The sequence below is a fragment of the Sulfolobus acidocaldarius SUSAZ genome, assembly GCA_000508305.1.
Classification (GTDB): domain Archaea; phylum Thermoproteota; class Thermoprotei_A; order Sulfolobales; family Sulfolobaceae; genus Sulfolobus; species Sulfolobus acidocaldarius_A.
Map to the genome: position 1 here is coordinate 387,686 of CP006977.1, position 26,435 is coordinate 414,120.

A 26,435-nucleotide genomic window follows, 5' to 3' on the forward strand; every position below is an offset into this window, starting at 1 on the left:
GTACTGCTTAATTATTACTCAAAAGGAAAGAGTCAATATGTCACAGCTTAAAGATGCTGTTAAAATGTTGGAGGAAATTGAAAGAATAATAAAGAACTCGGATATAAAAGAAGGGGATGATAGTAAAGTTTTAGAAGAGATTCTCCTGAGAAATATGAATATAGAGGCTGAAATTTACGCAAGATATTTTAAAAAGCAAGAATGAAGTTTGATTTTGTGTTTGATGTTTATGTAAATCAATTAAGAGGAGACTTCAAAATATTAAGTAATGACAACGTGATCATAGGTCTAAACCGGAATGTAATTTCTGAATTAGATAAGGTAGGACTTCCATATAAAATATTCGTAGACAATCTCTCAGATTTTATACTTAACAAAGATCATATAAGGACTTTCTACCTTGTTGGGAAGAAGCAAGGAGAAAACAGGGGAACTGCGTTTAACTTAACTGTTCATACTAATATTGACGAGGAAGATAACATTTTCTTTCTCGTTATAAATCAGGATGGGAATGTTCAAGTTAACTTTGCTAAAAATAATTATATAAATGAGAGCATATATAGAGCTACAGAAAAATTATTAAATACCGACAGATTAGAGTTCTCATTGCCTTATTTATATAGATTTGTAATATTTGAAGCTTTCAATTCATTCAAAAAGCTTACAAACACGATTTTTGAAGGGATAGTAGATGAAAAATTAATAGTTATAGATGACAGGAATAGGGGGCTAATATGGGAGGTCGATAATCTAAGTTTCATCTATTCCTCTGACATATCAACTCTATTTCCTCGAAAAGTTTAGGATTATTAAGGAATAAATATTTTAAACATAGAATTAACTAACTTTAGGATATACTTTGAGTAACTTACTAAATGAACTTGAATGGAGATTTAGGAATCTGAATGAAGGCTTAGCGTTTCTTTTAGCGATACTGTCCATAGCCATAGCGTATATAAGACCATATTCGTTGACCTATGATCCCTTAGTCTATTTAGTATTTCCGATCGTAACCGCAACAATAGCCATAGTTCCGCATGAAATAGCACATAGACAAATTGCTAGGAGGTATGGTTCATATTCAAGATTTGCCCTGAGTTTCACAGGATTTCTAATAACATTATTAGTTAATCTGATAAGTGCCTTTGGAATATCTCCATTTGTAATATTTGCGTCGGGTTATACATTGATTTTGGGTAGATTTGGTGTGCCTACCCAAGAGGTTGAAGGAAAAATATCTTTTGGAGGACCAGCTGTTAACCTTGCAGTGAGTATAGTTTCATTCATTATTGCTGGCTTTACATCAAATCCTCTTGTATACATTTTCTTTGCAGAGCTTTATAGTTTTAATGCATGGGTAGCATTCTTTAACCTGTTACCTATTCCTCCCCTAGATGGATTCAAGGTATTCAGATGGAATAAGACACTGTGGATAATAGGTCTCATAGTATCTTTAGCTCTTGTAATATTATGAGATGTGAAACTTAATGTCTAATTTAATAAGAAATGCTACCTTTTTTATAATGGTATTAATTACCATAGGATTTATAGTGGGTCTAATACTTGAATTTGTAAATCCTTTTCTGTTATTTTTATTAATTCAATATAATAGACTAGTGATAGATTACCACTTTTATTGGCAATTACTAACCTCTATATTTGTTACTCCTTCAATATTGGATTGGTTATTTAACACCGCAGCTTTGTATTTCATGTATTGGTTATATAAAAGTAGGTCAGCAAAACTAGAAGTACCTATCTTTTTAGTCTCAGGAATTATTGGTAATCTAGTATACTTATTATTTGATCCTAATGGACCTCCTTCAGCAGGTGCCTCAGGGGGTATATTTGGCTTGCTTTCTTTCTATGCATTGAACGATTATTTAGAGAAGAGAGAAAAGAATGGGCTTCTACTTCTCCTTCTCATATTTCTGCTTAGTAATTTGTTTCCTTTTCTTAATGTGAATGTTTATGCACACATAGGTGGGGTAATAGCGGGATTATTACTGTCTCTAATTCTTTATAAAACTTTCAGAAGAGATTATTATATGTGAATATAGTAGAACTCATTTTACTAATAGTAGGTATATGCATGTTTCCATATGGTATTTATGAGGTGTGGAAAGGGAATGGGGACAAGGATATTAAATTAGTTATTATAGGAATCTCCCTAGCCTTATTTATTGTAGAAACAGTTTTAGTCTTCATAACTAAGTAATTAGAAGAATGATTATAATCGTAACAGGGACACCAGGAACGGGAAAGACAACAGTTGCAGAGGCATTGTCTAAAAAATTAAACCTAAATTTTCTTCTTCTCTCGTCATTTATAATAGAAAATAAGGCTTACACAGAATATGATGATATCAGACAAAGCTATATCATTGATGAAGATAGAGTGACGGAATTGATAAAGAAATATATAGAGAATAATCCTAATGTTGTGATCGAGACAATTTACCCTTCTCTTGTGCCTAAAGCGGATAAGATCATAGTTCTAAAAAGGGATCCTTTCATCTTGCATGAGGAGTTAAAAAAGAGAAATTGGAATGAATTAAAGATAGCGGAAAATTTAGAGGCTGAAATATTAGGTGTAATAGAAGCAGAAGCAATAGAAGCTTTTGGAAAAGATAAGGTATGTACAATAAACAATACAGGAAGGACAATTTCCCAGATATTAGAAAAGATAATTAAAAATGAATGTGAACAAATTGATTGGTTAGATGATGAAAAAATTCAGAATTTCTTATTATCATTAGATAAGGTTATTAGTAAGTATGAAGATGAGAAAAGTTGAGAGTGAAAATTTTTGAGTGATAATCCTTTCAGAATGTCTTCTCCTCAGCAACCCACAAAGCAACCCAGAGACCTAAGAAAGGTACAGCCACAAGCACCACAAGCAGTAGATATGAAGTTACAGCTTAGAATGAAGAGGGTTAAGTATAAGATAGCTATTCTCAGTGGAAAAGGAGGTGTAGGAAAATCATTTGTATCGTCGAATTTAGCTATGGCGATAGCAGCTAGCGGAAGAAAAGTAGGTATAGTCGATGTAGACTTTCACGGTCCATCAGTTCCTAAAATGCTAGGAGTTAGAGGACAGTATTTAACTGCAGATGATAATGGAATTAATCCAGTTACTGGACCATTCAACATAAAAGTAGTTTCCATTGATTTCCTCTTACCTAAAGACGATACGCCTGTTGTTTGGAGAGGAGCTATAAAACATACTGCAATTAGACAGTTTTTGGGAGATGTAAATTGGGGGGAACTAGATTACTTATTTATCGACATGCCACCGGGGACAGGAGACGAAGCATTATCAATAGCCCAATTAATACCAAACCTTACAGGGATGGTTATAGTTACAATTCCGTCGGAAGTGTCAACACTAGCTGTCAAGAGATCTATAAATTTCGCAAAAACTGTTAATGCAAAGATTATAGGAGTAGTTGAAAACATGAGTCATTTCGTTTGCCCAGACTCCGGTAAGACTTACTTCATTTTTGGTGAAGGAAAAGGTAAGAAAATGGCAGATGAAATGGGAGTACCATTATTAGGTCAGGTACCATTAGATCCGATCATAGCTAAGGCTAATGATATGGGTGAACCATTCTTCGTAAAATATCCTGAGAGCCCTACTTCAAAAGAATTTATGAGTATAGCTCAAAAAATTATAAATAACGTAGAAGGAAACTAAATTTTAAATAAAAACTTCTTCTTTTCATAGTCTGGTTCCTTCTTGATTTTTCCTTCTCTAACCAAATCCGCCAATATTTCTCTGAATTCTACCATATTAAATTGTATTCCTCTCTCCATGAGGATATCACGAATTTGGGTGGAGGTAATACCCTGTCTATTCTCTTCAATAATCTTTAGGATTTCTGCCTTTAAATCTTCCTTTCCCATTGCATAATACAATTAGTTTTAAAAGATAAAAAGTATAAAGATAGTAGTAGTAAGATTTAAAAAAACATACTAAGATATAAATTAAGAAAGGCGAGATTAAAATGAGTATTGAAATTACTGAAAAATATGTAATTTTAAAAAGATTCTTATCAGTAGCCTATGGTCTTTCTGAATCAGAAATAGACACATTTCTAAGGATACTAGAAAGCAAAGAAGGTAAGGATATTGATGCAATATCTGCAGAACTAAAAATTAGTAAAAGTAGAACAAGCATAATATTAAAGAAGCTTTCAGATGCAGGATTAGTTGATAAGGAAAAAGGAGATAACATGAAGGGAGGAAGACCCAAATATGTCTATAGTGTAAATAAGGAAGAACTCAAAAATAGATTAATAACTAAGTCCGAAGAATTATGCAAAGAACTAAACCAAGTTATTAAGTCTTTTATTTAAATACTCCTTCAAAAAAGGAGTATTCTCTATCTTTTTCGTCGTTAGATATTCTATGTAAATACCCTTTGGCTTTTCTCTCTTATTTGTTGTATATACTACTTTGGTGGGTGTCACTATAATATCAACAGGAACGTCAAATACCTCTGTTGGAATCTCGTCAACTATTTGTATGTCATGAATAGTTGTTACCACTGGAGTTGTTTCATCAACCTTTCCAATTTCCCTAAGTATAGCATACTCCAGCTCACTATAGCCTTCACCCTTTCCAACCCTATCTCCTCTCAAGGTTAAAGCCACTGAGCCTACTACTACTAGATCTACTTTGGGAATAGAATAAATGTCTACTAACTCCCCTAAGTATGTGAAACCTGATATGGTTGAGGCTTTCTTATAATCACTGATTTTCGACGGATCTAAAATATAGAAACCACCCTTCAGTCTAGGTGTAGGTACTAACACAGTTTTACCGTCCATTAAGGCAAATTCTCTCACCCATCTTTGAGGAGAATCAGGATTTACCTTGAGTATTTTGGATTTCCTGTATTCTACTATCTCTCTTAATCTCAGCGCAGCCTCTTTAGACCCTTTAAAATTAGGAATTCTACCAAAAACAGGTCTCGGGAAAGCTGCAATGTTTTTATCCTCCAGCAGACTCCAAATTTTCTCTCTTATTTCAGCCTTAGATAAAATAATGAACACCCTGATATAGTATGTATGCGCCGAAAATAAGTAAAATGGTGAAGGAAAATATTTTTACGTATTTTACATATCTTTGCTCTATCCTGTTTATTAAGAACGGAAAGGCTAATATCCATATTAAAATTCCTATAAAGAAACCTGGTGCTACTATCACAGAGAATTGATTAAGCATGGAAATCCCGAATGTAAGCCACCAGCTTATTTGATAAGGATTAACTATAGCCACTGAAAGACCTTTAACATAACTACCGCCTGTACTAGATGATACTTGCTTTGCTCTAAGAACACTATAAGATAAGTATAACATGTACACTCCCCCTACTATGTAGAAAACAAACAGAATATTTGATGGTATAATAGACTTAAACAGGTATGTGATCCAAAAGAATACAAAATCTGCAGTCATAGCGCCTGCGCCTACTGCGATTCCATTTAAAAATGATCTAGTGGACTCATTAGCCATCATTGCATTTATAGGACCAGGAGGAGCAGCAATCGATAAACCCATTAAAATTCCAGTAGCAAGAGAATAAACTTCACTCATAAATATTCTTAACCCTATTGATAACTTAAATTTTAAAGTACATTTTGTTGTACTCTAAAAGATCTTTGGCTATACGATGTAAGAATACATCATTAACATGTTTAAGCGAATATGAAAGATAATTACACTTATACAATCTGGTTTCAAATTTAATTCAAATGAAGTTTAACAATACAAAGATTGGGAAAAAATTTATTTTAAAGAATGTAGATAGCTCAATTATGACTGAAGCATCCGTAGATGAGTTGAAAAGATTATATAATCAAGGAAAGTCCATGAAGAGTATAGCTAGAGAATTAGGAATTAGTTATACCAAAGTGAGAAATATTCTCTTAAATGCAGGAGTTAATATAAGAAAGAAGAGGATTAATGAGCAGGAAGTGGTCGAGCTAGCTAAACAAGGTCATAGTGCAAGATATATTAGTAAGATGTTAAAAATAAGCGAATCTTCAGCACTACGAATACTGAAAAAGCATAACGTGGGAAGAAAAATAAAGAAGCTAAGTGATGACGATATAAATAAAATTAAGGAAATGTATCTTAAGGGAGAATCGATCTATAGAATTGCAAAGACTCTAGGTAAGTCCACTAACTTGGTAGTATATCATTTGAAGAGATTAGGAGTGTATAAAAGAGGTTATACATGAATTCTTTTCCACATATCTCTTGCTAAATCTCCATCAAATTTGAATACGTTAACTAAATCTTTAGCCTTCTCCCTTTTTTCTCTATGTTCTTCCAGGAATGCATCAAGCTTGTCTACCAAAATTTGCTTAAGTTCTCCTGTAAGCATAGCACCAGACCTATAATCTTCCTCAATCTTTCTTATCCGCTGATCATCAGGTTCAAAGAACATGTAGAGCCACTGAAAAGCAACGTCTATATCTGGATTTCCGCCGTATTTCCTGTGAAGTTCCACTGTAGCTTGCCCACCAGAAAATGCGTATTTCATTATTTTTCTCTCAACAGTTTTAGGATCATCTGTAAGATATATAGCCGTTTCAGGCTGTGAGGAACTCATCTTTCCTTCTGGTCCTGTAAGAGGAGGGAGGAACTTACTATGTATTTGGGCAGCCTTGAAGTACCCTAAGCTTTCAGCTATATCTCTTTGTAATCTCCAATAAGGATCTTGATCAATACCTGCAGGAATCAAACATCTCCTTTTCTCGAACATTGTAGGGACTATCTGTAAAGCAGGATAGAATATAATACCTATATTGGAGGAAGTATCAAGTCCAAATGTAGCTCTCACTTCATTAAAAGTTAGTTTTTTAGCAACTTTTACGGACAGTGGGTACATATTTTTAATGTACTCAGTGTCCTGGAATATGAATGTTTTATTGGGATCGAACCCAACAGCTATTATATCTAAGATATTCTCATATGACCATTCCTTTGTCTGATCCAATGTATAATCCACGTTCCTTAGGAATTTTTCGTCATCGGTTATTTCAATATATACATTTACCTTAAACTTCTCCTGTAACCACTTAGTAAATATGAAAGGAATCAAATGACCGATATGCATTCCTAATGAAGGTGCTCTACCAGTATACAGAAAGAAACCATTACCCTTTTCATAATCATTTAGAATCAAATCAAAGTCCCTGTGTGAGAAAAATACGTCTCTCCTTAGCATTACGTGTAGTTCGTCATTTATAGCTCTCTTTGCCCTCTCTTTGAGTTCACTAGTCATTTTCTGTGTACCAAATTGCACAATTAATTTATCATAATCTACTTTCCCTTTAACTTCCCAAGGTGTTACAGTAAAATCTTGTGCCATATAAAAGGAGTGAGAAAATTACAAATAAAAGCTTTAAAAATGGTAAGGGAGGAGAAAATTAGCTTTTTTGTTGCTGTGTAATTCCTGCAGTAGGTAGAGATGGGAACTTCTCCTTCATCCTCTGTTCCGCAACTACGGAAGCTTCCTCCAATATCTGTCTTGCCTCTGGTGAATATGTTGCACTTATACCACTTACACCACTGAATTCGCCAGCTTCAATTACTATTTCTTGTAAACCTTCACCCAATTCACCTAATTCTATAGAGAGTTCAGGCATTACGCCCTTTAAGGAAGTCTTTAACTCGTTAATTACACCCATTACGGGTATCAAGTTAGCGAATATATCACCGAGCTCAGTTACAGTCTCTAACCTTAGAGAGACTTGCTCCAATGCTATCTGGGTTGTCAATAATTGTTTTGTGATCTTCCTTATTTCTGCTAATTCGTTAGCATACATTGCAGCCCTAGACTGATCTTTGCTCATCTGTGACTCTACAACTCTCTCAAATAGTACTTTGTCTCTCTCCTGCATCCTTCCTATATAAACGTCAAGTCTACTAACCATGGATCTTACTCTATACTGAGCCTGGACAAGTCTGTACTTGAGAGGATCTTTACTCTTGGGAATCTTTACTTTTTGATTCCCCTCCCATATCTTTTGGAACTCTTTGCTTATCATGGTCAATATATATATTGCGATCATACCTCTTATAAAACAGAAGGTGCGATATTATACTACTAAAAATTAATATAAAAGAGAAGAAGTAGAATAAAGTCAATGAACCAAAAAATATATCTTTCTGATTGCTACGTAAAAGAATTTAGAGCAAAAATATTAAAAATTAGTCCTCAGGGGATAGTTCTAGATAAAACCGCTTTCTATCCTGGAGGCGGGGGAGTAGAAAATGATACAGGATATTTTGTAATAGACGACAAAAAATATAAGGTAACATCTGTTAAAGAAATAAATCACGAAATATACCATGAAGTCGAGAATTCTCAAGAGTTAAAAGAAGGACAGGAAATTAAAGGAGAGATTGACTGGGAAAGGCGTTATAGAATGATGAGATTACACACAGCGTCACATGTTGTTGCGTCCATAGCCTTTACTAAATATAACTCCAAGATTACTGGAGGTAACATTTCTCCTGAATATGCAAAAGACGATTTCGATGTAGATGATAAAAATAAATTAATAGAGATAATAGATGAAGCAAATCAGGTAATTAAGAAAAATATTCCGGTAAAAATTTACTTTCTAAAGCGAGACGAGGCAATGAAAATACCAGGAATAGTGAAATTAGCCGAGAGAATGCCCCCAAATGTAGATACTTGGAGGATAGTAGAAATAGAGGGAATAGATATTCAAGCCGATGGAGGACCCCATGTCTCAAACACAAAAGAAATAGGTGAAATTAAAATTATCAAGGTCGAGAATAGAGGGAAAGGCAGAAAACGAATATATTATACTGTTTCACCTTAGGTACTTAGTACGTTAATAATTTTTTAAAGTCTAATTACAATGAAGTGCTCTAACTATTCTTCGATCAAGAAGTTCAAAGTTTAGCCCCAAACATACTTGAGGCTTAAAATAAATCTTACTCCAAAACCCCCTACAATACCTATGAAATTTATTGCTGCAAGATAAATTGATGAAAGTTTCAGTGAGGAAAAAAATAGTAAAAACAGTAATTCAGTTAAATTCGAGTAATTCACAAATAAGATGACTAATCCTATAACTATCACATATTGTACTGCTCCACCTACAAGCGAAGATAAATGAAATCTTAGTAACCTACCACCAATACTACCAACTCGGCTATCCCTGAAAGTCCATATATCATTTAGAATAAAATTCGAGAGGATAGAGAATTCTATGGCAAGTGCAAGACCAACAGTAAGAGGTAAATAGTCACGGAATAGTAACAAGACTCCTTCATTAACAACAACGCCTAGTGCACCTACTAGTGAATATTTCAGGAACCTCCCGAACATACGATAATAAAATGAACCCTGTGTTATTAAATTTTCTCACAAGTATTTTTAACCCTTATTTATTGAACACTTACTAAATCATTTATCTTTTTGAATAGAACATTAGTGTTATGTTTTACAGCTACCCTCCCATAAAATTCATTTAGCCCTTTAAATCCCTCTGAATCCCTTATTTGATAACCCAATGGTCTTAGCATCTGATTAACCCTTGTGGCAGGTATAGGAAATTTAACCAAAACGAATGGTGCTACCGTTTTGTACATTTTAAACTGAGAAGATAAACCAGATATTAGACCACTTAGATAATCCTTGCTTCTTCTAAAGAAATTCCTAACTTCCTTTGCATGAAGATTAGAAAATACATAATAGGCTATACTATTTAGCCTCCAAGGTGGAGATTTATCTTCAAGCTCCTTAGAGCTCTTACCTATTGTAAAACCTATCCTTAGACCTGGTATTGCTAAAGACTTGGTAAAAGACGAAATAAAAAGTAAATTATCAAACTCACTTGCTAAGTCGTAATTAGGTTCAATTAAACTAATATCTGCAAAGGACTCGTCTAGGATAAGCTTGCCCCCATTGGATAGGAAGTCGATTATCCTTTCTCTCTCTACAAAAGATCCAGTGGGATTTACAGGATTGCTTGTAATTACACAGTTACCCTCTAAAGAGTAAATAAAAATATCGTCTAACTCCATTGCATAATAACTTCCTGCCCTTTTGTACTCAGAATAATTAGGCTCTGGTACGTTACATGGTTCCAACAACGAAATTACTTCTGATGCTCCGTTGAAAATTCCCACAAGCGAAATGTCAACGTTATACAGATCAGCAATGAACTCCTTTATATCTCTTAGTTGCAACGGCGGATAATACGAATACACTTTATTCATTAAGGCGTCTCTTATGAGTTCCTCGACGAATTCTGGTGTACCTAGAGGATTCAGATTAACACTGAAATCATCTATTTTAAGTGGTCTTCCATGAACCCATTCCACGCCACCATGTCTCATAAGTCTCTCTCCCTTAGAAATGCTTCAATTATATTTCTCTCTGCTCTTCTAATAATTTCAGCAAGTGTAGATGTACTAATGTTTAATTTCTTTGATAACTCATTCAGCCTAATTCTTCTGGGAAAGTCAAAGTACCCTAACTCTAATGCGATCTTCAGAATTTGCTCCTGTCTCCCTGTAATTATTGAAGATGGTTTAGCCTTTAGAACCTTGAGAATTTTAACGTCTATCTTACTATCAATAAAGTCTCTTAACAATTTTCTTAGTTCTGTATATCCGTTAAGAACTACAACCCATACAACAGAGTCATTGCTTACTGTTCCATTAATTATAGAGTAATTACCTAAGACTCTTATAACTCCACTAGACCTTACTTTGATGATTCCCATATAAGTATCCTTAGATACCTTTGAAAAGGACTCCTTATATGTATCAGGAGGATTCCCTTTGAGTTCTATTAAAAGTCTGTAGGTAGAGAAATTTTCCTCAGGTTTAATATCTAGAATCGTAAAAGAATTTCTTGTCCAATCCATATTTGTTATCCATTCGTCAAGAGGAGTAAGAAGCGTTACGTATAATAGCATCCCGAATAGTTTAGGGGCGACAAATATTTTAAACTATCTGCTAGTATAATATTGGGGATTAGAATGGGTATAGATCCGAATTATAGAACAAGTAAGCCAGTAGTAGGTGACCATTCAGGTCACAAAATCTATGGACCAGTGGAATCCCCTAAGGTGTTGGGTGTACATGGAACTATAGTAGGGGTAGACTTCGATCTATGTATAGCAGACGGTTCATGTATAACTGCGTGTCCTGTAAATGTGTTTCAATGGTATGAGACACCAGGTCATCCTGCATCCGAGAAAAAAGCAGATCCAGTTAATGAACAAGCCTGTATATTCTGTATGGCATGTGTGAACGTTTGCCCAGTAGCAGCAATAGATGTGAAGCCTCCTTAAGAAGCTAAGAATTTTATTTTTCCGACCTTATTTTAATATTAAGATTATAGAATTATTTCGGATTAAGCTGTAGGTTATATCGAGAATTATAAATGAAAATAGAAGACAAAGAGCTATTTTTACATATATAAGTATATCAAATCACACTAATCCAGATAGAATTCCTTTCTTGTTTTTCTAGTTCTAGAATATTGCGCATAAAATCGGCAATCAGTGAGATTACCCGAGCCAAAAACACATAAAAAGGGCTCGGGCCGGGACTTGAACCCGGGACCTATGGGTCCACAGCCCATCGCTCTAACCAGGCTGAGCTACCCGAGCCAAACTACTAGACAATAAATTCATGCAAAGAATTTAAACTTAAACCTTTCTACTTACTTCGTATTTAACGATATCTAACAATTCTCTAGCTATAATTGTCTTATAGTTCTTTTCTAGCTTCCTAACGAAAGAATTTCCTATAACTATAACCTCGTTATATTCTGAGGAAAAGCCTATGTCCTTTCTCTTCACGTTATTTGCAACTATTATATCAAATTTATGCCTTTCTTTTTTCATCTTTGCCTTCTCAATCAGCTCTTCATCACTATTTACGGTTTCAGCAGAAAATCCCACCAGTAGTGGACGATAGATTGACAATTTTGAGGAAATTTTAGGAGTCGTCTCTAATTCAACTTTAGGAACTTCTGAATGACTATCTATTTTACTTGAAGCGGCATTCTTGGGCTTAAAATCAGCTGGCGCACCGGCTAATATAACTATACCGTATTTCTCGTCTCTAACCAATTTTTCTACATTTTCAGCCATCTCTTGCGTAGTATCAACCCTGATTCTTTTAGTGTATGGCTTAACGCTTGAGGATAATGGACCGTGAACTAGGATAACGTCTGCGCCCCTGAAATAGGCTTCATTAGCTATCGACACACCCATAGTACCACTACTCGAATTTGAGATAAACCTGACTGGGTCAATGTATTCTCTAGTGGGACCAGCAGTCACCACTATTTTATATCCTTTAAGATCTTTTCCCCTGAGAAGAAAAGATGTGATATAACTAGAGAGGTATTCAATATCTGGGTAATGAGCTACATCCCTGGTAATTTCTGGATTAATTATTTCAATGCCCTGTTTGACAAGTTTTTCTATATTCTCTTTAAACTGAGGAGCCTCATACATTGTCAGGTGCATTGCAGGTACCAAAATAACAGGTTTCTTAATTCCAACAAAGTTCAGTGCAGTCAATGTTATAGAAGTGTCTGCTATTCCGTTGGCTAATTTAGAAATTGTATTAGCTGTAGATGGTGCTATAACTAGTGCATCATATTCTTCAGCAAGCTCGACATGTTCTATTTCTCCTCCTACGCTTACTACAGGCTCTTCCCCTGTAGCCCAATGGAACATCATCGGATTAATCAATTTAGTTGAATCCTTACTCATTATGACCCTAACATTTGCCCCCCTTCTCATCAATGCTCTGACTAAATCGAGGCTTTTGTAAACTGATACACTGGCTGTTACTCCAACCAGTATCTTTTTATTTAGTAGTTCTCTAGAAACCTCTCCTATGATTTTTTTTGATGGGTGTACCATATGACCAAATATAAATTTAAGTGATCACTAAAAACCTTATACTATGGAAATAACCGAGGATAGTAAGAGGAAAATCAATTATCAAATCAGGCTTGCGACATTATCGGACATAGACCAAATAATTAGGATAAATAGATCTGCACTACCTGAAAATTATCCATATTATTTTTTTGTTGAACACTTAAAGGAATATGGACAAGCATTTTATGTAGCTGACCTAGAAGGTGAGGTTGTTGGATATGTCATGCCGAGGATAGAATGGGGATTTAGTAATCTTAAACACATTCCGTCTCTAGTAAGAAAGGGTCATATAGTGTCTATTGCTGTTCTTGAACCCTTCAGAAAGATAGGTGTCGGCACATCCCTTTTACAAAACTCTCTCAGAGCCATGAAAGATACATATAATGCTGAGGAAGTATATCTAGAAGTAAGAGTTACAAACTATCCTGCAATATCGCTGTACAAAAAATTCAATTTCAAAGAAGTTAAACTCCTTAAACACTATTATGCAGACGGAGAAGATGCGTACCTAATGGCTGCTCCTCTTTAAAATAATCTCGTTCGTATTAGAATCGTATATGACATAATACCCTTTTTCTGCGCTTCCAATAGATACTATTTTAGTTAAACCTATATTGTATATGTTCTGAGCTTCAGAGTGGCCATGAAATACCATCTTTGGGCTATTGGTAAGTATTTGGTTTCTAACCATTAACGATCCGTACTCTAATCTAGGAGGAAAATGTGTAATAGTTATATTGGAAAAGTTAGTACTAAAAGCAAGGAAGGAAGACTCTATTAATTTACCTGTATTTTTCAAATACTTCATTGTAGTTATGTTGTCCATCTCCCCTAAAATACCATAAAAATCTCTTAAAAATTGCGGACACTCTACATCACCTAAACCAACAACATAGTCCACATCCAGACTGTTTATTTTATCTATTAAGGAATTTTCACACGGAAGTCTGGTTATAAGTGCCATTATCGCCATAAAGAACACCCAATCCGTGAATAGCTATACCCACTGCAACTATATCTGCCGTAGAGCCAGGATTATATCCCCTAGAGACCAAATATTCGTCTAAAATACTCACCAATTTTTCATTACTTAAACATTGGCAAGCCAGTTTTGATACTTCCATGGCTATTCTTCCACCGTTTCTCCTAAATATTAACCCATCTGGTAATTCACATAAAACCTTTAAAAATCCCAAAAGAATCCCTCTATCATACCCCTCCTGTTCAATGAGTTTTGCAACCCACAGAGAATATTTATAGCCATCTAACATATTTCTAACTGCACTATCAAAGGCTGATATCTTAAGAATTTCAAATAGAGAGAGATTATCATCTTGCTCTCTATAATCATATCCCCTGTCTAATTTACCCAAATAGCTTAGTTGCAATATTTCCAGAGTCATCTTAAAATACCTAGATTCAATACTATCCAATGACCTAATTAGCTGTGTCGCTCTAAAAATAAGCTGACCAATGGAGTCAGTTGAAGAGGAAGAATATGCTAAGGGTAGAAGTTGCATAGCAGTACCTAATATGGAAAAATTAACGTGCAGCGTTTTACTAATTTTAGCCATCATGTACAAAAGATCATACAATGGCTTTTCCTGTGAGCTACCCCTTATACAAGCGGTTTTATAATAATTTGTTGAAAGTAATGCAGACTTTACAAGGTCTGAGAACTTGACACCTTTAATATCTCTTGTTCTTGAAGCGTTTCCAGGTTTGTAATGTAATGCTTCTAAGACAGTGGCGTTAGAAAGGATAAATGCTACTTTCTCACAGTATTCTCCTGACTCTCCCTCCAACATTTCTATCGCCCACTATTACTTGATTGGAATTTTCACATTTCACGAGTAAGCCATCAACTTCTATTTTTCTCGAGGAGTATAATAGATAAGAATATATGCCCTCATATGAAACTAAATAGTCTACTTTTTCATCGCCTTCCACATGATATAGACTCACTTTAGAAGGGTAAAATAATGCTTTGCAATCAGGTTCTATTTCAGCCTTAATTTTAACTCTTTTACGAGTAGGAAGACACACATCTTCACAATATCTTTGAGGTTTGTCATCTACAAATAAAATAGAATATTTTACGTTATTGTAATATTTGCCCCTAATTTTTCTAGTATATAATTTTTTAACCAAGTCTAATTCTAAGCCGTAATTCTTACTGGTTTCATAAATCCATTCCTCATCATCATTAAAACCTTCAAAACTTTCAATCACATCTAATGATTCTTTACATCCATATATTACGATATCTAGATCAGAGAGTTCATGATAGGTGTTTGTAAGTAAACTGCCAGAGACTCCTAATCTAGATGTATGAATGTACTGCATTATTTCGAGGAGTGTAAGCTCTTGCTTACTCTGTGAGGGATGCTTTAATATTTCCCTTATTTTCTCTTCAGGCTTGAGGTGATTAGAAATTGCTGATTTTCTTAATATAGGAAAACTAACACCATAACAACACTCATGGATAAACTCCTGTTTTACTTTTAGGACGTTATGAATTCCATAATATTTTAAAGCTCTCTCATATCCTTTCCATAATCCCTTACCAGTAAAAACGTACTTCAATATCGCGTAAATATATCCAAAGGGATTAATATTACTGTACACGTAGTATATGTTATTATCTCTGTCTAGTACTAGATCCTTGTCAAGGAAATAATCTCTTCCCATCCCTTTAGCCTCACATGTGATAATGGAGTACCTGCACTTTTAAGGAAATCTATATATTTCCTGTAGATTCCACCATAGAGAGAATTTGCTATGTAAGCTGAACCAATTGCTGATTCTTTAAAAGAAAAAGAAAATTTCTTACCAAAATCTACATCCCACTTTCTCTTGCCAGAAACTATTATTGGGAGATTGTATTTAGATGAATACCATTCAGAAATTATCCTGATTATTTCTACTCCTCTTTCCCAGTTACCTCCTGAATAAATTGTCTCCTTTGAAATTTTAGCGTACTTGCATAATAAGTATGCGATTTCTCCGTCTAAAAAACCAGCAGAGGAGAAACCAGGTAGTATAGTCCCCCCAAACCCATCTGTAATCTCGCCATTTCGAACTACCAGTATAGAGGAGAAATTAGAACCAATTTCTACTAGCACAAAATTATCGTACATTGTCCTGTAAAAGAACGCTGAGGCTACCTTATCTGCTGTTCCCATATCTATTACGTTTATCTTTCTATATACAGGTACTGAGTCTAACTCTATCACTCCTGGGATTGTAAACCCATTGAAAATATATGCTTTTGAGGATCTTATGAAGTTCCTTAAGTGTCCCTCTTTCTCAGGATCAGCAAGTGTTAATAGAAAAATTTCCTTATCAGTGAGATCAGTAATTTTCTTAAACGGTAAGCCATGACCCGATGGCATTGCAACAGCTACAGGTCTTTCATCTAACAAATATCTAAGCAGAGAATAAGAAGCATGCTTCACTAAGTCTGTAGGTATCTCAATTTTCCTGGAAATATTTCCGGTTTCGGTTACAGATATGGCTTCATAAGTCCTACTCCCGGGGTCAATTCCAGTAAAAATCATGATACTTCTTGTATTTTTACCACCAATAAGTCCTTAATAATCCTTAGTTTCAAATTAAGTTCCGATGACACAATTTTAAATACCTGTTCAAAGTATTTTGCTTGTTCTTCGTTGTTAAACATCACATTAACCAGCTCAGGGTCTTTACCATGAAGATTTAGGAAAACCACCTTACCATCTAACAGTTTCACTATGATATTAAGTATAAAGATAAATTCTGGTCTCTTAGAATCTACAATTCCCTCCGATTTAAGGTAATTGGAAATACTAATTCCTATTAACTTAGGATCATATTTCTGGAACTCTATTTTTATAAAATCCCTGATGATAACATAAAATTTAATCTCTTCCATGAAGAAATTCATATTATCTATTCCTATTTTTTCGTAAACTTTCTCTAATAGATCAATTGAATAGTTAGTAAGTTCATAAATAGATTTACCTGTAACTGTTGATAAATTTCTAATAAATTGATACTTCTCGTCAGACATAAAGCAAGGTCGTCTACCCATTATATACATTACGGTTAATTCAATTATAAAAGATTTATCAATATAGAACTTATATTCTTTTTACTACTATCTTAATCAATTGTTCACTAGCAGATTTACCAATTATCTCAAAATTTAATTGATAGAAAAAGCTTTCTAAAGCATCTAACAATATATCATTTAAGTCCTTCGTCGCGCCCTGAATACTTATAGCCAAATCAAAGTTTGAACCATTTTTTGACACAATAACTATGGGATTGAGCCTAGATATATAAGGACCAAATTTTATAATAGTTTCTAAATCCTTCTCAGTCTCTATAACGTAATTCATGTTCTTTAGTATCCTTGAGAAGTTAAGAATTGATATTTTAATTGATTGATGTATATAATCTCTCAACTGTTGATTACTCTTCAATAACTCATTTACAGAAGTCAAAGGTATTGGAATATTACCACCCGGTGCATTTTCAGACGTGTAAGAAAAGTAAACTAAGGATATGAAATTAAACACTTCCGCGTCCTTGGATATTTTTAGAATGTCTACTACGTTCCATAAAATTTCCTCTAGTCCTTCTTTCCACCTATCCTCTGCCCTGAAATTTCCATCCAAAGAAGTTGATCTAATAATCATCAATCTCAATAACTCAGATCTTAAAGTATCTATCAGTTCCTCTGATAACGGAACAACTTTCTTACTCTTTTTTCTCTCTTCCGCTCTCTTAACCACAAAAATAGATTGGGGTTATGATATATATGTTCTCTATCAGTGGCTGCCCACAAAATTAGATGTCACTCATCCATTCGGCTCTTTGTCATCATCAAACATATATCACCACAAAATTATTTAAATTAAACCTAGTGGGCAAAACAGAGAAAAATTACCTGATAAATTCTGAGCTCATCTACTTAATTAAGATAATGATTGATACAAAGTATAATAACACTATAATATAGAAGAAGATCCACATTTAAATACTTATACAATTTTTATATAAGAAAAACTACTATCGAATACACAATACTATAATGTTATAATATTTATTCCAGTAATTTTCTTTATATCTTCAAAGTCTTTATCATAAGTTATCAAAACCTCATTATTAGACTTGACAATAGAAGCTATCAGAACATCAATATCTTCTTTTATCTTGCCCCGTGAAGCGAGTTCTCGATATATATCTGATGCAATCAAAGCTTCACTAGCTGTAAAAGGATATATAACCATTTTTTCAATATGCTCTCTAACCTTATATCCAAACTTAGATCTTAGAATCTCATAGACGTTAAACACCGTTGTAGCTATCGTATCTTGAAACTCCTCAACTACTTTAAATGTGTTTTCGTCTCCTCTCATTACTCTTATTATAACATTCGAGTCAAGTATCACCATTTTCAATAGCCCTAAACCTAAAACTCTTTCTGATATTCAATGTCTCATTAGCCATTTCCGTAGCCTCCTCCTCATTAAGAATTCCAAACATTTGGAGTAAAACATCTTTATTCCCCTTTTTATTCTTGTTATAGAACTCAATTAGCTCATTTATAGTTTCACTGAAAGACCTACCCTTCTTTAATTTTGACAATTTATCATAAACATCATCTGATATTGTAATGACTTTAGGCATAAATATATTTATACATGCATACATATATTAACTTTCGCCTAAAGTAAACTACGATCACTCTACTGTGTAGTAACAAAATTCTCTATTAGAGAGGGAGGATTAATAGCAATACAATATTTATCAGTGTATTTATGAGCAAAGTTTAGAGCTTATTATCACCTGACTTCCTCCCCGCCTTGAAAGTCGAGGCTTTCCTCATCTTGTAAACAGGCTAAAGGAAGCCTTTGCTCGATATACTGGTTAGAACTGTTTCAGATCACTAAACGTAACTCTTAATTAGTAATTTAAGAGTCGAATTTATTAATGAAATGTTTGCCTATAACAAATTTATGGAGAGAATGTAGAAGTTATTTATATCCAAACCTTTAACATAGCTTTAAATATCCCTTCTGAAATTTTATGATTTAGATTACGCCGCGGTAGTATAGCCCGGTCAAGTGTAATGCGCCGATAGTATGCGGGCCTTTCGAGCCCGTGACCCGGGTTCAAATCCCGGCCGCGGCACTACTTTTACATGAATTGAAAGTAATTCTCTCTTTATAGAACTTGACATAGGTAAATTTAACCAGTTAGAGTTGCAACTATTCGCTTTAAGGCAAAAATTATTAACCTCGGATTTACTCCATCAGCCAGACCAACAACCTGCCCAGTAAGCTATCTTAATTCTTCCTAAACTTTCCTTAGCCTTCTTATTAGATTTCAAAACCCTCAAATAAGCTTCCCTCTATCATCGTATATACTTTCGCATCACTAAACGCTTCTATAAGCTTCTTATCATGGCTCACTATTATTCCTTCCTTTACGTTCTCCTTAATCACCTTAATTACATTTTCTCTTTTTCGTAGGTCCACATTCTCTATAGGCTCATCAAGAGTACAGACTGTGGGTCTTGTAAAGAGAGCTAGAGCTAATGTAACTAGGGATCTTTGCCCTGTTGATAGCTTATATATATATGCTTATAAACCACTTTCTTGCTTTCTAAGGCTAACTTTTCCAGCAGTTCTAAAAAGTCTTTTAGATAGCCTTTCTTAAGCTCTGCAACTATCTTAGCAGTATCGAGAACTGTATTTCCTATAGTGTAAACATCGGGTAAATTCATTGAGTACTCTAAGAGATTCCTTGCAGTTCTGACTTCTTTACCGTTTATTTTTATTGATCCACTATATGGGATTATACCGGATATTGCCTTAAGCGGCATAGTTTTTTATGTGAAATCAGTGGAATATTATTATGAATGTCCTTAATCTTATGGTTCTTTTTATCCCACAACAACATCCAAGCTAACATGATAGCGGAGCGAGCTAAGCTAATCTTTATTAGAGTGTAGACTGAACTTCTCTTTGAGCACTTGATAAGTAGCCTTGTGGACTTCTTTTACTAGTCCCTTTTCTGGCTTATTTTCCTTTAACCACTCAAGGACATAACGTAGACCCCTCTCATACCCCTCAACTAGAGTGAATAGGGATGGAGTAGTGGGGGAACCATAAGGGTGAATGTAACTCTGATTCCTAACCCACCTTTAGTAGCTCCCCTACCCACAGGTAGAAGGTATTTGGGCGACTTAAAAACCTTTTATCATCCCCGCCCTGAAGGGCGAGTCTTTCCTCAATTTGTAAAATGTTGGCATTACCCATATGCATCATTTAGGTTTAGCATAACGAACTTCTTGTTGCCATGTCATTCATGTTCTGAGTAAGCTCAATAACCTTGTTTTATCCTAAGTGTTTGTGTTAATTTGTTAAGATCAAATACAACGTCGGCGTTACAGTTCTTAAATGATTTAGCAAAAATTCCGTAGTACTCGTTCTTTTTCCCTTCTTCGTTCAATTTACTAATGATTCTTCTCATCTTATTAATCAGTGGCTTACAGTCCACATTATCTGACCATTTTACTTCTGCCATAAACAAGGCGTCTTTTCCCTCAGCTATTATGTCGACTTCCTCTCCCTTATGCAAATACTTGCTTACATATTCATATTTAAATGGTAAAGGTATCGTCTTATTTCTTATTAACTCCCTTATCAGCTTTTCAAACTTTAGAGAGAAATACTGTTCTAAGTTGACCCTTTTCATCACCTCTTCAACCCTATCGATCTCAAGGTCGCTGACGTTCTCATATACAAATCTAAACCAGAAGTCAAAGAAGTTATCCTTAATTTCCCACCAACCTCTCTTCATCCCATATGGTATAACCCTTTCTACTATCTCGTTCTCCTCTAACCTGTCTAGATAGCTTGTTAGATTACCCTTATCTAAACCCGTTACTTCTGATATTTTGCTCACTGTATTATAGCCTTGTGAAATAGCCCTTAATATGCTGAGGTAGACCCTTTGTTCCTTAAACTCCTCCCTGAGAATGTAAAGGGGTTCGTCGTATAGTACATTCCCCTTCTTCATTATTTTGTACTTTATATTTTCCTCTACACTTAGTCTAGGGTCGAGTTGAAGAATGTAAAAGGGTATTCCGTCCATAACACTCCAAATCTTTATCAGTTCTCCTATATCCTTATTATGGAAAAAACTGGAGAGGGACGGAAACGGTAGTGTAGTTAACTTCCAACTCCCTGTCCTTCTTCCATAAAGGGGCGATTTCGTAGATAACACCTCATTCTCCATCATCCCTACACTAGATCCTGTGATTAGCAGGTAGATTTTAGTTGACCTTAACTTTTCGTCCCATGCCCTCTGTACTTGGGAAATTACGCTTCTGTCAGCCTCAATTAGGTATTGGAATTCGTCTATCGCCAGGATAACCCTTTTATCGCCAATTTCGTCCTCAAAGTAGATTAACAAGTCGTCTAATGAGACGTTAAGTGATCTGAAGTAGTTTTTACCAGTGAAGCGAGCAAAGGTTTCTTTAAGTCTATTAACGTTATTTTGTATCCCGTCGGTAGTAGACAAATGATATATTGCTTCTTTATCTTTGATAAATTGCTTAACTAACTCAGTCTTTCCTATTCTCCTTCTTCCGTAAAGTATAATGAATTGAGCTTTATCCTCCTTGTATTTCTCTTCAAGAAACTCCAGCTCCCTTTCTCTGTCAATAAATTGTTGTATCACAAAAATTATAATTCAGGTACAACTTTATTAGTTTATATTTTGTGTTATAACTTCATAGAAGGCTCGCTGAGATTGAATTTATTAAAACTACAACAACTTGCTATGGATTTTACGAGACTGGCTGAAAGGGGAATCCAAATGCTAAAGAGGATTCTTAGAAGTAAAGATTTACATGGGGCAATCTTAATTACTGAGAGACTTATCGATTAAAACATTCCTTAAAAATTATAAGATTTATAAAACATCACGATAGTATAGCTCAGGCAAACGGGATATGCAAAGAGTACCTGTACCTTTCCGAGCCCTTAACTCGGGTTCAAATCCCGAATGCCGCACTACTTTTACATGAATTGAAGGGAGTTCTCCCTCCATAGATTTTTGCGTGAGTAACGGCTGATGGAACTGTTGGTAACGCATATATACTAAAGGTTAATAATGTAAAATATAGAATTAATAAAGAAAAAGGAGAGAATTAGTAAAGAGGACATTAGAGTTACTAGGTTAGCCAGAACTCACTCAGATTACTAATAGTATCTAAACTGGTTAACATCTATATACCTTCTTAATAACGTGGTGATAGTTTGGTTGAGGGTGAGGAAATAAACTCTATTTAAGTTTACTCATCTCCATAAAATAATCCTCACCCTAAAAACACTTATTTTTGACCTCAAAAAGGGGAAAAATCAATTTATATTAAAATAGCAAAATTGTTGCCAACATATTTTCCTAAAATAAGAATAAATATAATCCTTTTTCAAACGATTAGCTGATTCAGTATTTGTTAATAAAAACGTAACGGAGACTAAGAAAGATCATGATATGTCAAACTATAATATTTGGTATAACTAAAGAAGAAATCTCTAATGTATACGTGATTTTATAACAAAAATAATTAATAAAAACTACATAAAACCTCTTATCACTCTCGTTGACGAATTTTAAAAATGTATGTGAGGTGGTGGCGGGGGATGTAATGTAGGGAAGCATTAGCGGCGCCTGGATTTGAACCAGGGACCTCAGGGTTATGAGCCCTGCGGGATACCAGGCTTCCCTACGCCGCTATTTTACCCCGCCATTTTTCTAATTCAACTTAAATCTAATTAAAACTTTCTACCCATATTACGTCACGTTAATTATAGGCATAAGCAAGTAAAATTTAAATTATAAGATTTACAATACTAAATTGCCGCGTGCCGCGGTAGTCTAGCGGTCTAGGATGGGGGCCTGTCGAGCCCTTGACCCGGGTTCAAATCCCGGCCGCGGCGTTACTTTACAGATTCAATGTTCGGTCTCTTCAACACATTACTTCGGTTGAGCAGAAAATCAAAAAGGAAATTAAAATAAAATATATAGTTTCAAAAATTTTGTCATAAATTCATTTACTCAAATTTTAGCTTTGTAAATGTTAAACAGTTTTTCATTAGTGCCAAATCGATGATAATCGTTATATAGAGAATCACTTTCAATTAATCTAAAAATATGCGACCGCCGGGATTTGAACCCGGGACCTCCTGCGTGGCAGGCAGGCGTCCTAATCCAGGCTAGACTACGGCCGCAGGCAGATATACTATATAGTCATTTAAATTATAAATTTTTCCGCGTTAGCCCTGAGTTAAAATATATAAGGTAAGATGAAGACCAAAGGTTAAAAAATAATCTTATTTTAGATAATTAGATCGTTGGATTACCGTTTATCACTATTTGTATAGGCCCCTTGAAATCAGACATTGGAGCAGTTATGGTTACATTAACCAACATATAACTTCCACTCTTTATGTCAAATGGTGTAGGTGGATTTGTAGAAAATACCTGAAATGGTGAGGACACTGTTATACTACTTATTTCTGTAGTAACTATTCCAGATGATATATTAAGTGTTATAGTAAATTTTTGTCCACCATGAAGATTTATAGTGCTGTTAGAATAGTTTGTTTTAATATACTTTATAAGTAAATTATTTTGATAAGTAACATATACACCGGTAACAGTTACACTATAAAAATAACCACTAAAATATAGGTATGCCACCGCTGCTATCAATATAATTGCTATTACTGCAATTACAGCTCCTTTCATTTAATATTTCTTTATATGTAAAAATATTTAAAACTATTCCATACATCTATCTGTAAGTTACCTATTTTCCCAGCATTCTCCGTATATTTTTATCGAAAGGAGGATAGATAATTCCATACTCTGTTATTATTGCAGAAACATATTTAGGTGGTGTTACGTCAAAGACCGGGTTGTAAACTTTTACTTCTTTGGGGCTAATATAGACTCCCTTTATGCTTCTAACCTCATCTGGACTACGCTCCTCTATTTTCACCTGATCTGCTGTACTTATCATATCAAAGGTTGAAGAGGGAGCTAGAGCATAAAATGGTATGCCAAGTTCATGAGCTATAACAGCTTCTTTAAATGTCCCAATTTTATTGAAAACATGCCCATCAGACAGTATCCTATCTGCACCAACCATAACACTATTTACCATTTTCTTAAACATAACTAAACCTACAGCTGTATCTGCAATTAATGTTACAGGTATATTCTCCTCCATGAGTTCATAAACAGTTAGTCTACTTCCCTGAAGCCACGGTCTCGTCTCAGGTGCAATAACAGATACTTTAATTCCTAGAGCATTGGCTAATTTTGCTGGGGCTAGAGCAGTGCCTAATCCAGTTCCAGTAGCTAAACCGCCTGCGTTACATTGTGTGAGTATTGTATCACCATCATTTACCTTTTCTATACCGTATAGTCCTATCTTTAATTCAGCCTCATATTCTTCTTCAAATATTTTATTTGCTTCAATCTCTAGCAGTTCTTTAAGTTCTTTGACACTCCTTGCATTTCCCTGCTCCACTAGATCCTTAGCTTTATTAAGCATCCTAGAGGTAGCCCACATTAAGTTTACTGCAGTAGGCCTTGATTCGTCTAATATTTTTTTAGCTTTTGTCAGATCATGTATGGCTTTTTCCAGTGAGATACTATCTTGAATAGCTAATACCATACCATAACCAGCGGTAATTCCTATTGCTGGTGCTCCTCTGACTTTCATAGTTCTAATGGCATCTGAAACCTCCTCTACCTTAGTTACATCCACATAGATCTTCTCAAAGGGCAGACGCGACTGATCGAGGAGTGTTAACTTAGTTTTATTCCAGATTATTGGAAGTAATTTAGGTTTGAATATTTGCTTTATCTCCTCTAACTTTACCATTGGTATTAAAGGAAAATGCAAAAATATTAAACTTGTCTATAGAATTGAAGATGAAAGAAAGCTTTTTAGTTAAATTTCAGCAAAGTATATTTAGCCGGGTCGTCTAGCGGTCAAGGATCCAGGGCTCTGGCCCCTGGGACCAGGGTTCGAGTCCCTGCCCGGCTACCTTTGAAAGGTTAGGGGGATGAACCCTAATACTCCCACTTCTATCTTTCAATTTCAAGTAAGTTTTAACCGTGTAAACCAAAACACTAACGTAAGTCTCCTTCATCTTACCATCTTGCCTCTTCTTGATAAAGTAAACATAATACAGCCCATAGACTTACCTTATTCTTATATCACAAAATCAAAAAGACCTATTACCCAATATGTTTTTATCAAACCTGCCTTCTTTAAGACTTGATAATTATCAAATCTCATGTAGAGTTGAAAGCTTATGATAAAAATCCTGTACAGCCCAGCATTTTATTCCATTAAGTATAATGAACTAAAATCAGGCCGGTTTATAGCCTACTAAATCCGGTAAACTTTACTTTAGCTGCTCTTTCTGATGTTTCCCATACTCAACAAATCCCACTTCTTTAATAACATTCCTGACTATGCTAGAGGCCCAATCTAGCATGGGTTTTCTATATCCGATCTTGTTCAATAATTTTCTCCAAAAAGGCGCATTTAGTCCTGCACCAGCAGCCAGAGGATGACCTCCGCCACCTAACTTTTCAGCGAATCTTCTTATATCTATAACGTTACTTCTGAATGATATTGATTTACCATTAACTGAGGCGAAGACTATTGAGCTGTATCTGTTCATTAGATACTGTGACGCATAGCTAATATCTGGTGGACCTTTCCACCTCACAGCTACTATAACCTTTCTTCCATCTATTTCTAATACTCTTACGTGTTTGTGCAACCTAGAGTATCCATTAATTTCTTTATCTACCTGGTCTTCAAGTATTTTTTCAAATTCCTCATCCCAAATGACTCCGTTGTAAAATTTGTTGATTAGATATTCCTTCCACTTAAAATCTTTGTTAGATTCAACTATTCTTCTAAGCTTTTCACCTAAGGGATCATCGTGAAGCCAAATATCAACAGCACAATCCGCTTTGGCAAGCTTTGATGATACCTCATCATCTGGATTCAAATTCTTATTAATAACTCCTGCACCGCATGTTGTCACATCATGATATACTGTAACGCCAATTTCTCTAAGTTTGGTCTTCCATTCATCTTTCCAGACATGATGATCGAACCACTCAATCTCTGCACCCTCTGTCTGTAGTCTATTTAATTGAGTCAGAATTTCATTTAACGTAGATTGGTTTATACCTATGTCCGCAATCATGATCTTCTTTATTCCTCTTAACTCTAACGATTTCAGAAGATTGTGTATTTTCGTAGGTTCGGTAAAGAATATTTTGGTTGGTAATGATCCGACAGCTCGTGCATAAACTGCCGCAGAAGCAGTACCGTCAAAATCGTTGTGAACTATAGCGTAATAATCCATACTAC

General features: G+C 34.9%; 35 protein-coding genes, 6 tRNA genes and 1 pseudogene. 16 read left to right on the plus strand and 26 right to left on the minus strand.

The window, feature by feature from the left end; genetic code table 11:
• Positions 1-37 precede the first annotated feature (37 nt).
• The 7 genes from SUSAZ_02235 to SUSAZ_02265 are packed head-to-tail and all read left to right on the plus strand — an operon-like array spanning position 38 to position 3,696.
• Positions 38-205: a hypothetical protein gene (locus tag SUSAZ_02235; GenBank protein AHC50926.1), complete on the plus strand. Its 168-nt coding sequence runs from the start codon at positions 38-40 to the stop codon at positions 203-205.
• Positions 202-804, plus strand: a complete 603-nt coding sequence (locus tag SUSAZ_02240; protein AHC52427.1) for a hypothetical protein — start codon at positions 202-204, stop codon at positions 802-804. The genes SUSAZ_02235 and SUSAZ_02240 overlap by 4 nt, the downstream gene beginning before the upstream one ends.
• Before the next feature lie 55 nt (positions 805-859).
• Complete coding sequence (locus SUSAZ_02245; GenBank protein AHC50927.1) at positions 860-1,474, plus strand: peptidase M50; 615 nt, start codon at positions 860-862, stop codon at positions 1,472-1,474.
• A 49-nt stretch (positions 1,475-1,523) separates the two neighbouring features.
• A complete protein-coding gene (locus SUSAZ_02250; GenBank protein ID AHC50928.1) occupies positions 1,524-2,054 on the plus strand; it encodes a rhomboid family protein in 531 nt (176 codons plus the stop codon).
• Positions 2,051-2,218 (plus strand): hypothetical protein, encoded by a 168-nt coding sequence (locus SUSAZ_02255; protein ID AHC50929.1) that lies wholly within the window; start codon positions 2,051-2,053, stop codon positions 2,216-2,218. The genes SUSAZ_02250 and SUSAZ_02255 overlap by 4 nt, the downstream gene beginning before the upstream one ends.
• A gap of 8 nt (positions 2,219-2,226) precedes the next feature.
• Entirely contained in the window at positions 2,227-2,796 is a 570-nt protein-coding gene (locus tag SUSAZ_02260) for an adenylate kinase (protein AHC50930.1), read from the plus strand.
• A 12-nt stretch (positions 2,797-2,808) separates the two neighbouring features.
• Complete coding sequence (locus SUSAZ_02265) at positions 2,809-3,696, plus strand: ATPase (protein ID AHC50931.1); 888 nt, start codon at positions 2,809-2,811, stop codon at positions 3,694-3,696.
• Here the strand turns inward: SUSAZ_02265 and SUSAZ_02270 are convergent.
• Entirely contained in the window at positions 3,693-3,905 is a 213-nt protein-coding gene (locus SUSAZ_02270) for a hypothetical protein (GenBank protein AHC50932.1), read from the minus strand. The genes SUSAZ_02265 and SUSAZ_02270 overlap by 4 nt on opposite strands.
• Before the next feature lie 101 nt (positions 3,906-4,006).
• On the opposite strand from SUSAZ_02270, the gene SUSAZ_02275 reads away from it, so the two are divergent.
• Positions 4,007-4,357: a TrmB family transcriptional regulator gene (locus SUSAZ_02275; protein AHC50933.1), complete on the plus strand. Its 351-nt coding sequence runs from the start codon at positions 4,007-4,009 to the stop codon at positions 4,355-4,357.
• Here SUSAZ_02275 and SUSAZ_02280 read toward each other — a convergent pair.
• A complete protein-coding gene (locus SUSAZ_02280) occupies positions 4,328-5,047 on the minus strand; it encodes a 5-formyltetrahydrofolate cyclo-ligase (protein ID AHC50934.1) in 720 nt (239 codons plus the stop codon). The two genes, SUSAZ_02275 and SUSAZ_02280, sit on opposite strands and share 30 nt — an antisense overlap.
• The gene (locus SUSAZ_02285; GenBank protein ID AHC50935.1) at positions 5,037-5,600 is read right to left on the minus strand and encodes a lysine transporter LysE; all 564 of its coding nucleotides are present in this window, start codon (positions 5,598-5,600) and stop codon (positions 5,037-5,039) included. Before SUSAZ_02285 ends, SUSAZ_02280 begins: the two co-directional genes overlap by 11 nt.
• Positions 5,601-5,821: 221 nt before the next feature.
• Between SUSAZ_02285 and SUSAZ_02290 the strand changes: the two genes are divergently transcribed.
• Entirely contained in the window at positions 5,822-6,247 is a 426-nt protein-coding gene (locus SUSAZ_02290) for a CRISPR-associated protein (GenBank protein AHC50936.1), read from the plus strand.
• Here SUSAZ_02290 and SUSAZ_02295 read toward each other — a convergent pair.
• Together SUSAZ_02295 and SUSAZ_02300 are read right to left on the minus strand one after the other, a co-directional pair.
• A complete protein-coding gene (locus SUSAZ_02295) occupies positions 6,238-7,383 on the minus strand; it encodes a tryptophanyl-tRNA synthetase (GenBank protein ID AHC50937.1) in 1,146 nt (381 codons plus the stop codon). The genes SUSAZ_02290 and SUSAZ_02295 overlap by 10 nt on opposite strands.
• 58 nt (positions 7,384-7,441) lie before the next feature.
• Positions 7,442-8,086, minus strand: coding sequence for a hypothetical protein (locus SUSAZ_02300; protein ID AHC50938.1), 645 nt, complete (start codon positions 8,084-8,086; stop codon positions 7,442-7,444).
• A 75-nt stretch (positions 8,087-8,161) separates the two neighbouring features.
• Between SUSAZ_02300 and SUSAZ_02305 the strand changes: the two genes are divergently transcribed.
• Positions 8,162-8,866, plus strand: a complete 705-nt coding sequence (locus SUSAZ_02305) for an alanyl-tRNA editing protein AlaX (protein AHC50939.1) — start codon at positions 8,162-8,164, stop codon at positions 8,864-8,866.
• An 80-nt stretch (positions 8,867-8,946) separates the two neighbouring features.
• Here SUSAZ_02305 and SUSAZ_02310 read toward each other — a convergent pair whose 3' ends face one another.
• Genes SUSAZ_02310 through SUSAZ_02320 form a run of 3 tightly spaced genes read right to left on the minus strand, consistent with a single transcriptional unit; the run spans position 8,947 to position 10,975 of the window.
• Positions 8,947-9,378: a sugar translocase gene (locus SUSAZ_02310; protein AHC50940.1), complete on the minus strand. Its 432-nt coding sequence runs from the start codon at positions 9,376-9,378 to the stop codon at positions 8,947-8,949.
• A 59-nt stretch (positions 9,379-9,437) separates the two neighbouring features.
• Positions 9,438-10,391 carry an aspartate aminotransferase gene (locus SUSAZ_02315; protein AHC50941.1) on the minus strand — a complete coding sequence of 318 codons (954 nt, stop codon included), beginning with the start codon at positions 10,389-10,391 and terminating at the stop codon, positions 9,438-9,440.
• Positions 10,388-10,975, minus strand: a complete 588-nt coding sequence (locus SUSAZ_02320) for a bacterio-opsin activator (protein AHC50942.1) — start codon at positions 10,973-10,975, stop codon at positions 10,388-10,390. The genes SUSAZ_02315 and SUSAZ_02320 overlap by 4 nt, the downstream gene beginning before the upstream one ends.
• 63 nt (positions 10,976-11,038) lie before the next feature.
• Here SUSAZ_02320 and SUSAZ_02325 point away from each other — a divergent pair, with 63 nt between their 5' ends.
• Positions 11,039-11,353, plus strand: a complete 315-nt coding sequence (locus SUSAZ_02325) for a ferredoxin (protein ID AHC50943.1) — start codon at positions 11,039-11,041, stop codon at positions 11,351-11,353.
• 246 nt (positions 11,354-11,599) lie between these two features.
• Here SUSAZ_02325 and SUSAZ_02330 read toward each other — a convergent pair.
• Both SUSAZ_02330 and SUSAZ_02335 read right to left on the minus strand, forming a co-directional pair.
• A tRNA-His gene (locus SUSAZ_02330) sits at positions 11,600-11,674 on the minus strand.
• Positions 11,675-11,713: 39 nt separating this feature from the next.
• Positions 11,714-12,943, minus strand: a complete 1,230-nt coding sequence (locus tag SUSAZ_02335) for a phosphopantothenoylcysteine decarboxylase (protein ID AHC50944.1) — start codon at positions 12,941-12,943, stop codon at positions 11,714-11,716.
• Between the two features lie 43 nt (positions 12,944-12,986).
• Here SUSAZ_02335 and SUSAZ_02340 point away from each other — a divergent pair, with 43 nt between their 5' ends.
• Positions 12,987-13,493 (plus strand): N-acetyltransferase, encoded by a 507-nt coding sequence (locus SUSAZ_02340; GenBank protein ID AHC50945.1) that lies wholly within the window; start codon positions 12,987-12,989, stop codon positions 13,491-13,493.
• Here SUSAZ_02340 and SUSAZ_02345 read toward each other — a convergent pair.
• The 8 genes from SUSAZ_02345 to SUSAZ_02380 all read right to left on the minus strand — a co-directional run bounded on the left by SUSAZ_02345 (position 13,473) and on the right by SUSAZ_02380 (position 18,640).
• Complete coding sequence (locus SUSAZ_02345) at positions 13,473-13,937, minus strand: hypothetical protein (GenBank protein AHC50946.1); 465 nt, start codon at positions 13,935-13,937, stop codon at positions 13,473-13,475. The two genes, SUSAZ_02340 and SUSAZ_02345, sit on opposite strands and share 21 nt — an antisense overlap.
• Positions 13,900-14,769, minus strand: coding sequence for a triphosphoribosyl-dephospho-CoA synthase (locus SUSAZ_02350; GenBank protein ID AHC50947.1), 870 nt, complete (start codon positions 14,767-14,769; stop codon positions 13,900-13,902). The genes SUSAZ_02345 and SUSAZ_02350 overlap by 38 nt, the downstream gene beginning before the upstream one ends.
• The gene (locus SUSAZ_02355) at positions 14,741-15,655 is read right to left on the minus strand and encodes a DNA polymerase (GenBank protein ID AHC50948.1); all 915 of its coding nucleotides are present in this window, start codon (positions 15,653-15,655) and stop codon (positions 14,741-14,743) included. Before SUSAZ_02355 ends, SUSAZ_02350 begins: the two co-directional genes overlap by 29 nt.
• Positions 15,622-16,524, minus strand: a complete 903-nt coding sequence (locus tag SUSAZ_02360) for an acetate kinase (GenBank protein AHC50949.1) — start codon at positions 16,522-16,524, stop codon at positions 15,622-15,624. Before SUSAZ_02360 ends, SUSAZ_02355 begins: the two co-directional genes overlap by 34 nt.
• Positions 16,521-17,015 (minus strand): hypothetical protein, encoded by a 495-nt coding sequence (locus SUSAZ_02365; protein AHC52428.1) that lies wholly within the window; start codon positions 17,013-17,015, stop codon positions 16,521-16,523. Before SUSAZ_02365 ends, SUSAZ_02360 begins: the two co-directional genes overlap by 4 nt.
• Positions 17,016-17,085: 70 nt before the next feature.
• Positions 17,086-17,742: a hypothetical protein gene (locus tag SUSAZ_02370; GenBank protein AHC52429.1), complete on the minus strand. Its 657-nt coding sequence runs from the start codon at positions 17,740-17,742 to the stop codon at positions 17,086-17,088.
• Between the two features lie 294 nt (positions 17,743-18,036).
• Positions 18,037-18,405: a hypothetical protein gene (locus SUSAZ_02375; protein AHC52430.1), complete on the minus strand. Its 369-nt coding sequence runs from the start codon at positions 18,403-18,405 to the stop codon at positions 18,037-18,039.
• Positions 18,392-18,640 carry an antitoxin gene (locus SUSAZ_02380; GenBank protein ID AHC50950.1) on the minus strand — a complete coding sequence of 83 codons (249 nt, stop codon included), beginning with the start codon at positions 18,638-18,640 and terminating at the stop codon, positions 18,392-18,394. The genes SUSAZ_02375 and SUSAZ_02380 overlap by 14 nt, the downstream gene beginning before the upstream one ends.
• A 413-nt stretch (positions 18,641-19,053) precedes the next feature.
• On the opposite strand from SUSAZ_02380, the gene SUSAZ_02385 reads away from it, so the two are divergent.
• Positions 19,054-19,144, plus strand: a tRNA-Glu gene (locus SUSAZ_02385).
• A 188-nt stretch (positions 19,145-19,332) separates the two neighbouring features.
• Here SUSAZ_02385 and SUSAZ_02390 read toward each other — a convergent pair.
• From SUSAZ_02390 to SUSAZ_02400, 3 genes and pseudogenes are all read right to left on the minus strand, one after another.
• Positions 19,333-19,838: pseudogene (locus SUSAZ_02390) on the minus strand (zinc transporter).
• A gap of 251 nt (positions 19,839-20,089) precedes the next feature.
• Positions 20,090-20,179: a hypothetical protein gene (locus SUSAZ_02395; GenBank protein ID AHC52431.1), complete on the minus strand. Its 90-nt coding sequence runs from the start codon at positions 20,177-20,179 to the stop codon at positions 20,090-20,092.
• Positions 20,180-20,338: 159 nt separating this feature from the next.
• Complete coding sequence (locus SUSAZ_02400) at positions 20,339-21,700, minus strand: ATPase AAA (GenBank protein ID AHC50951.1); 1,362 nt, start codon at positions 21,698-21,700, stop codon at positions 20,339-20,341.
• A 72-nt stretch (positions 21,701-21,772) separates the two neighbouring features.
• Between SUSAZ_02400 and SUSAZ_02405 the strand changes: the two genes are divergently transcribed.
• Positions 21,773-21,910: a hypothetical protein gene (locus SUSAZ_02405; protein AHC52432.1), complete on the plus strand. Its 138-nt coding sequence runs from the start codon at positions 21,773-21,775 to the stop codon at positions 21,908-21,910.
• A gap of 777 nt (positions 21,911-22,687) precedes the next feature.
• Here the strand turns inward: SUSAZ_02405 and SUSAZ_02410 are convergent.
• Positions 22,688-22,761 (minus strand) — tRNA-Met (locus SUSAZ_02410).
• Between the two features lie 131 nt (positions 22,762-22,892).
• Here SUSAZ_02410 and SUSAZ_02415 point away from each other — a divergent pair.
• A tRNA-Asp gene (locus SUSAZ_02415) sits at positions 22,893-22,965 on the plus strand.
• Between the two features lie 215 nt (positions 22,966-23,180).
• Here the strand turns inward: SUSAZ_02415 and SUSAZ_02420 are convergent.
• The 3 genes from SUSAZ_02420 to SUSAZ_02430 all read right to left on the minus strand — a co-directional run bounded on the left by SUSAZ_02420 (position 23,181) and on the right by SUSAZ_02430 (position 24,920).
• Positions 23,181-23,256, minus strand: a tRNA-Gly gene (locus SUSAZ_02420).
• A gap of 115 nt (positions 23,257-23,371) precedes the next feature.
• A complete protein-coding gene (locus tag SUSAZ_02425) occupies positions 23,372-23,776 on the minus strand; it encodes a hypothetical protein (protein AHC52433.1) in 405 nt (134 codons plus the stop codon).
• 61 nt (positions 23,777-23,837) lie between these two features.
• Positions 23,838-24,920 carry a translation initiation factor IF-2B subunit alpha gene (locus tag SUSAZ_02430; protein AHC50952.1) on the minus strand — a complete coding sequence of 361 codons (1,083 nt, stop codon included), beginning with the start codon at positions 24,918-24,920 and terminating at the stop codon, positions 23,838-23,840.
• Positions 24,921-25,012: 92 nt separating this feature from the next.
• On the opposite strand from SUSAZ_02430, the gene SUSAZ_02435 reads away from it, so the two are divergent.
• Positions 25,013-25,085 (plus strand) — tRNA-Gln (locus SUSAZ_02435).
• Between the two features lie 364 nt (positions 25,086-25,449).
• Here the strand turns inward: SUSAZ_02435 and SUSAZ_02445 are convergent.
• The gene (locus SUSAZ_02445; protein AHC50953.1) at positions 25,450-26,430 is read right to left on the minus strand and encodes a phosphoesterase; all 981 of its coding nucleotides are present in this window, start codon (positions 26,428-26,430) and stop codon (positions 25,450-25,452) included.
• Positions 26,431-26,435: the final 5 nt, after the last annotated feature.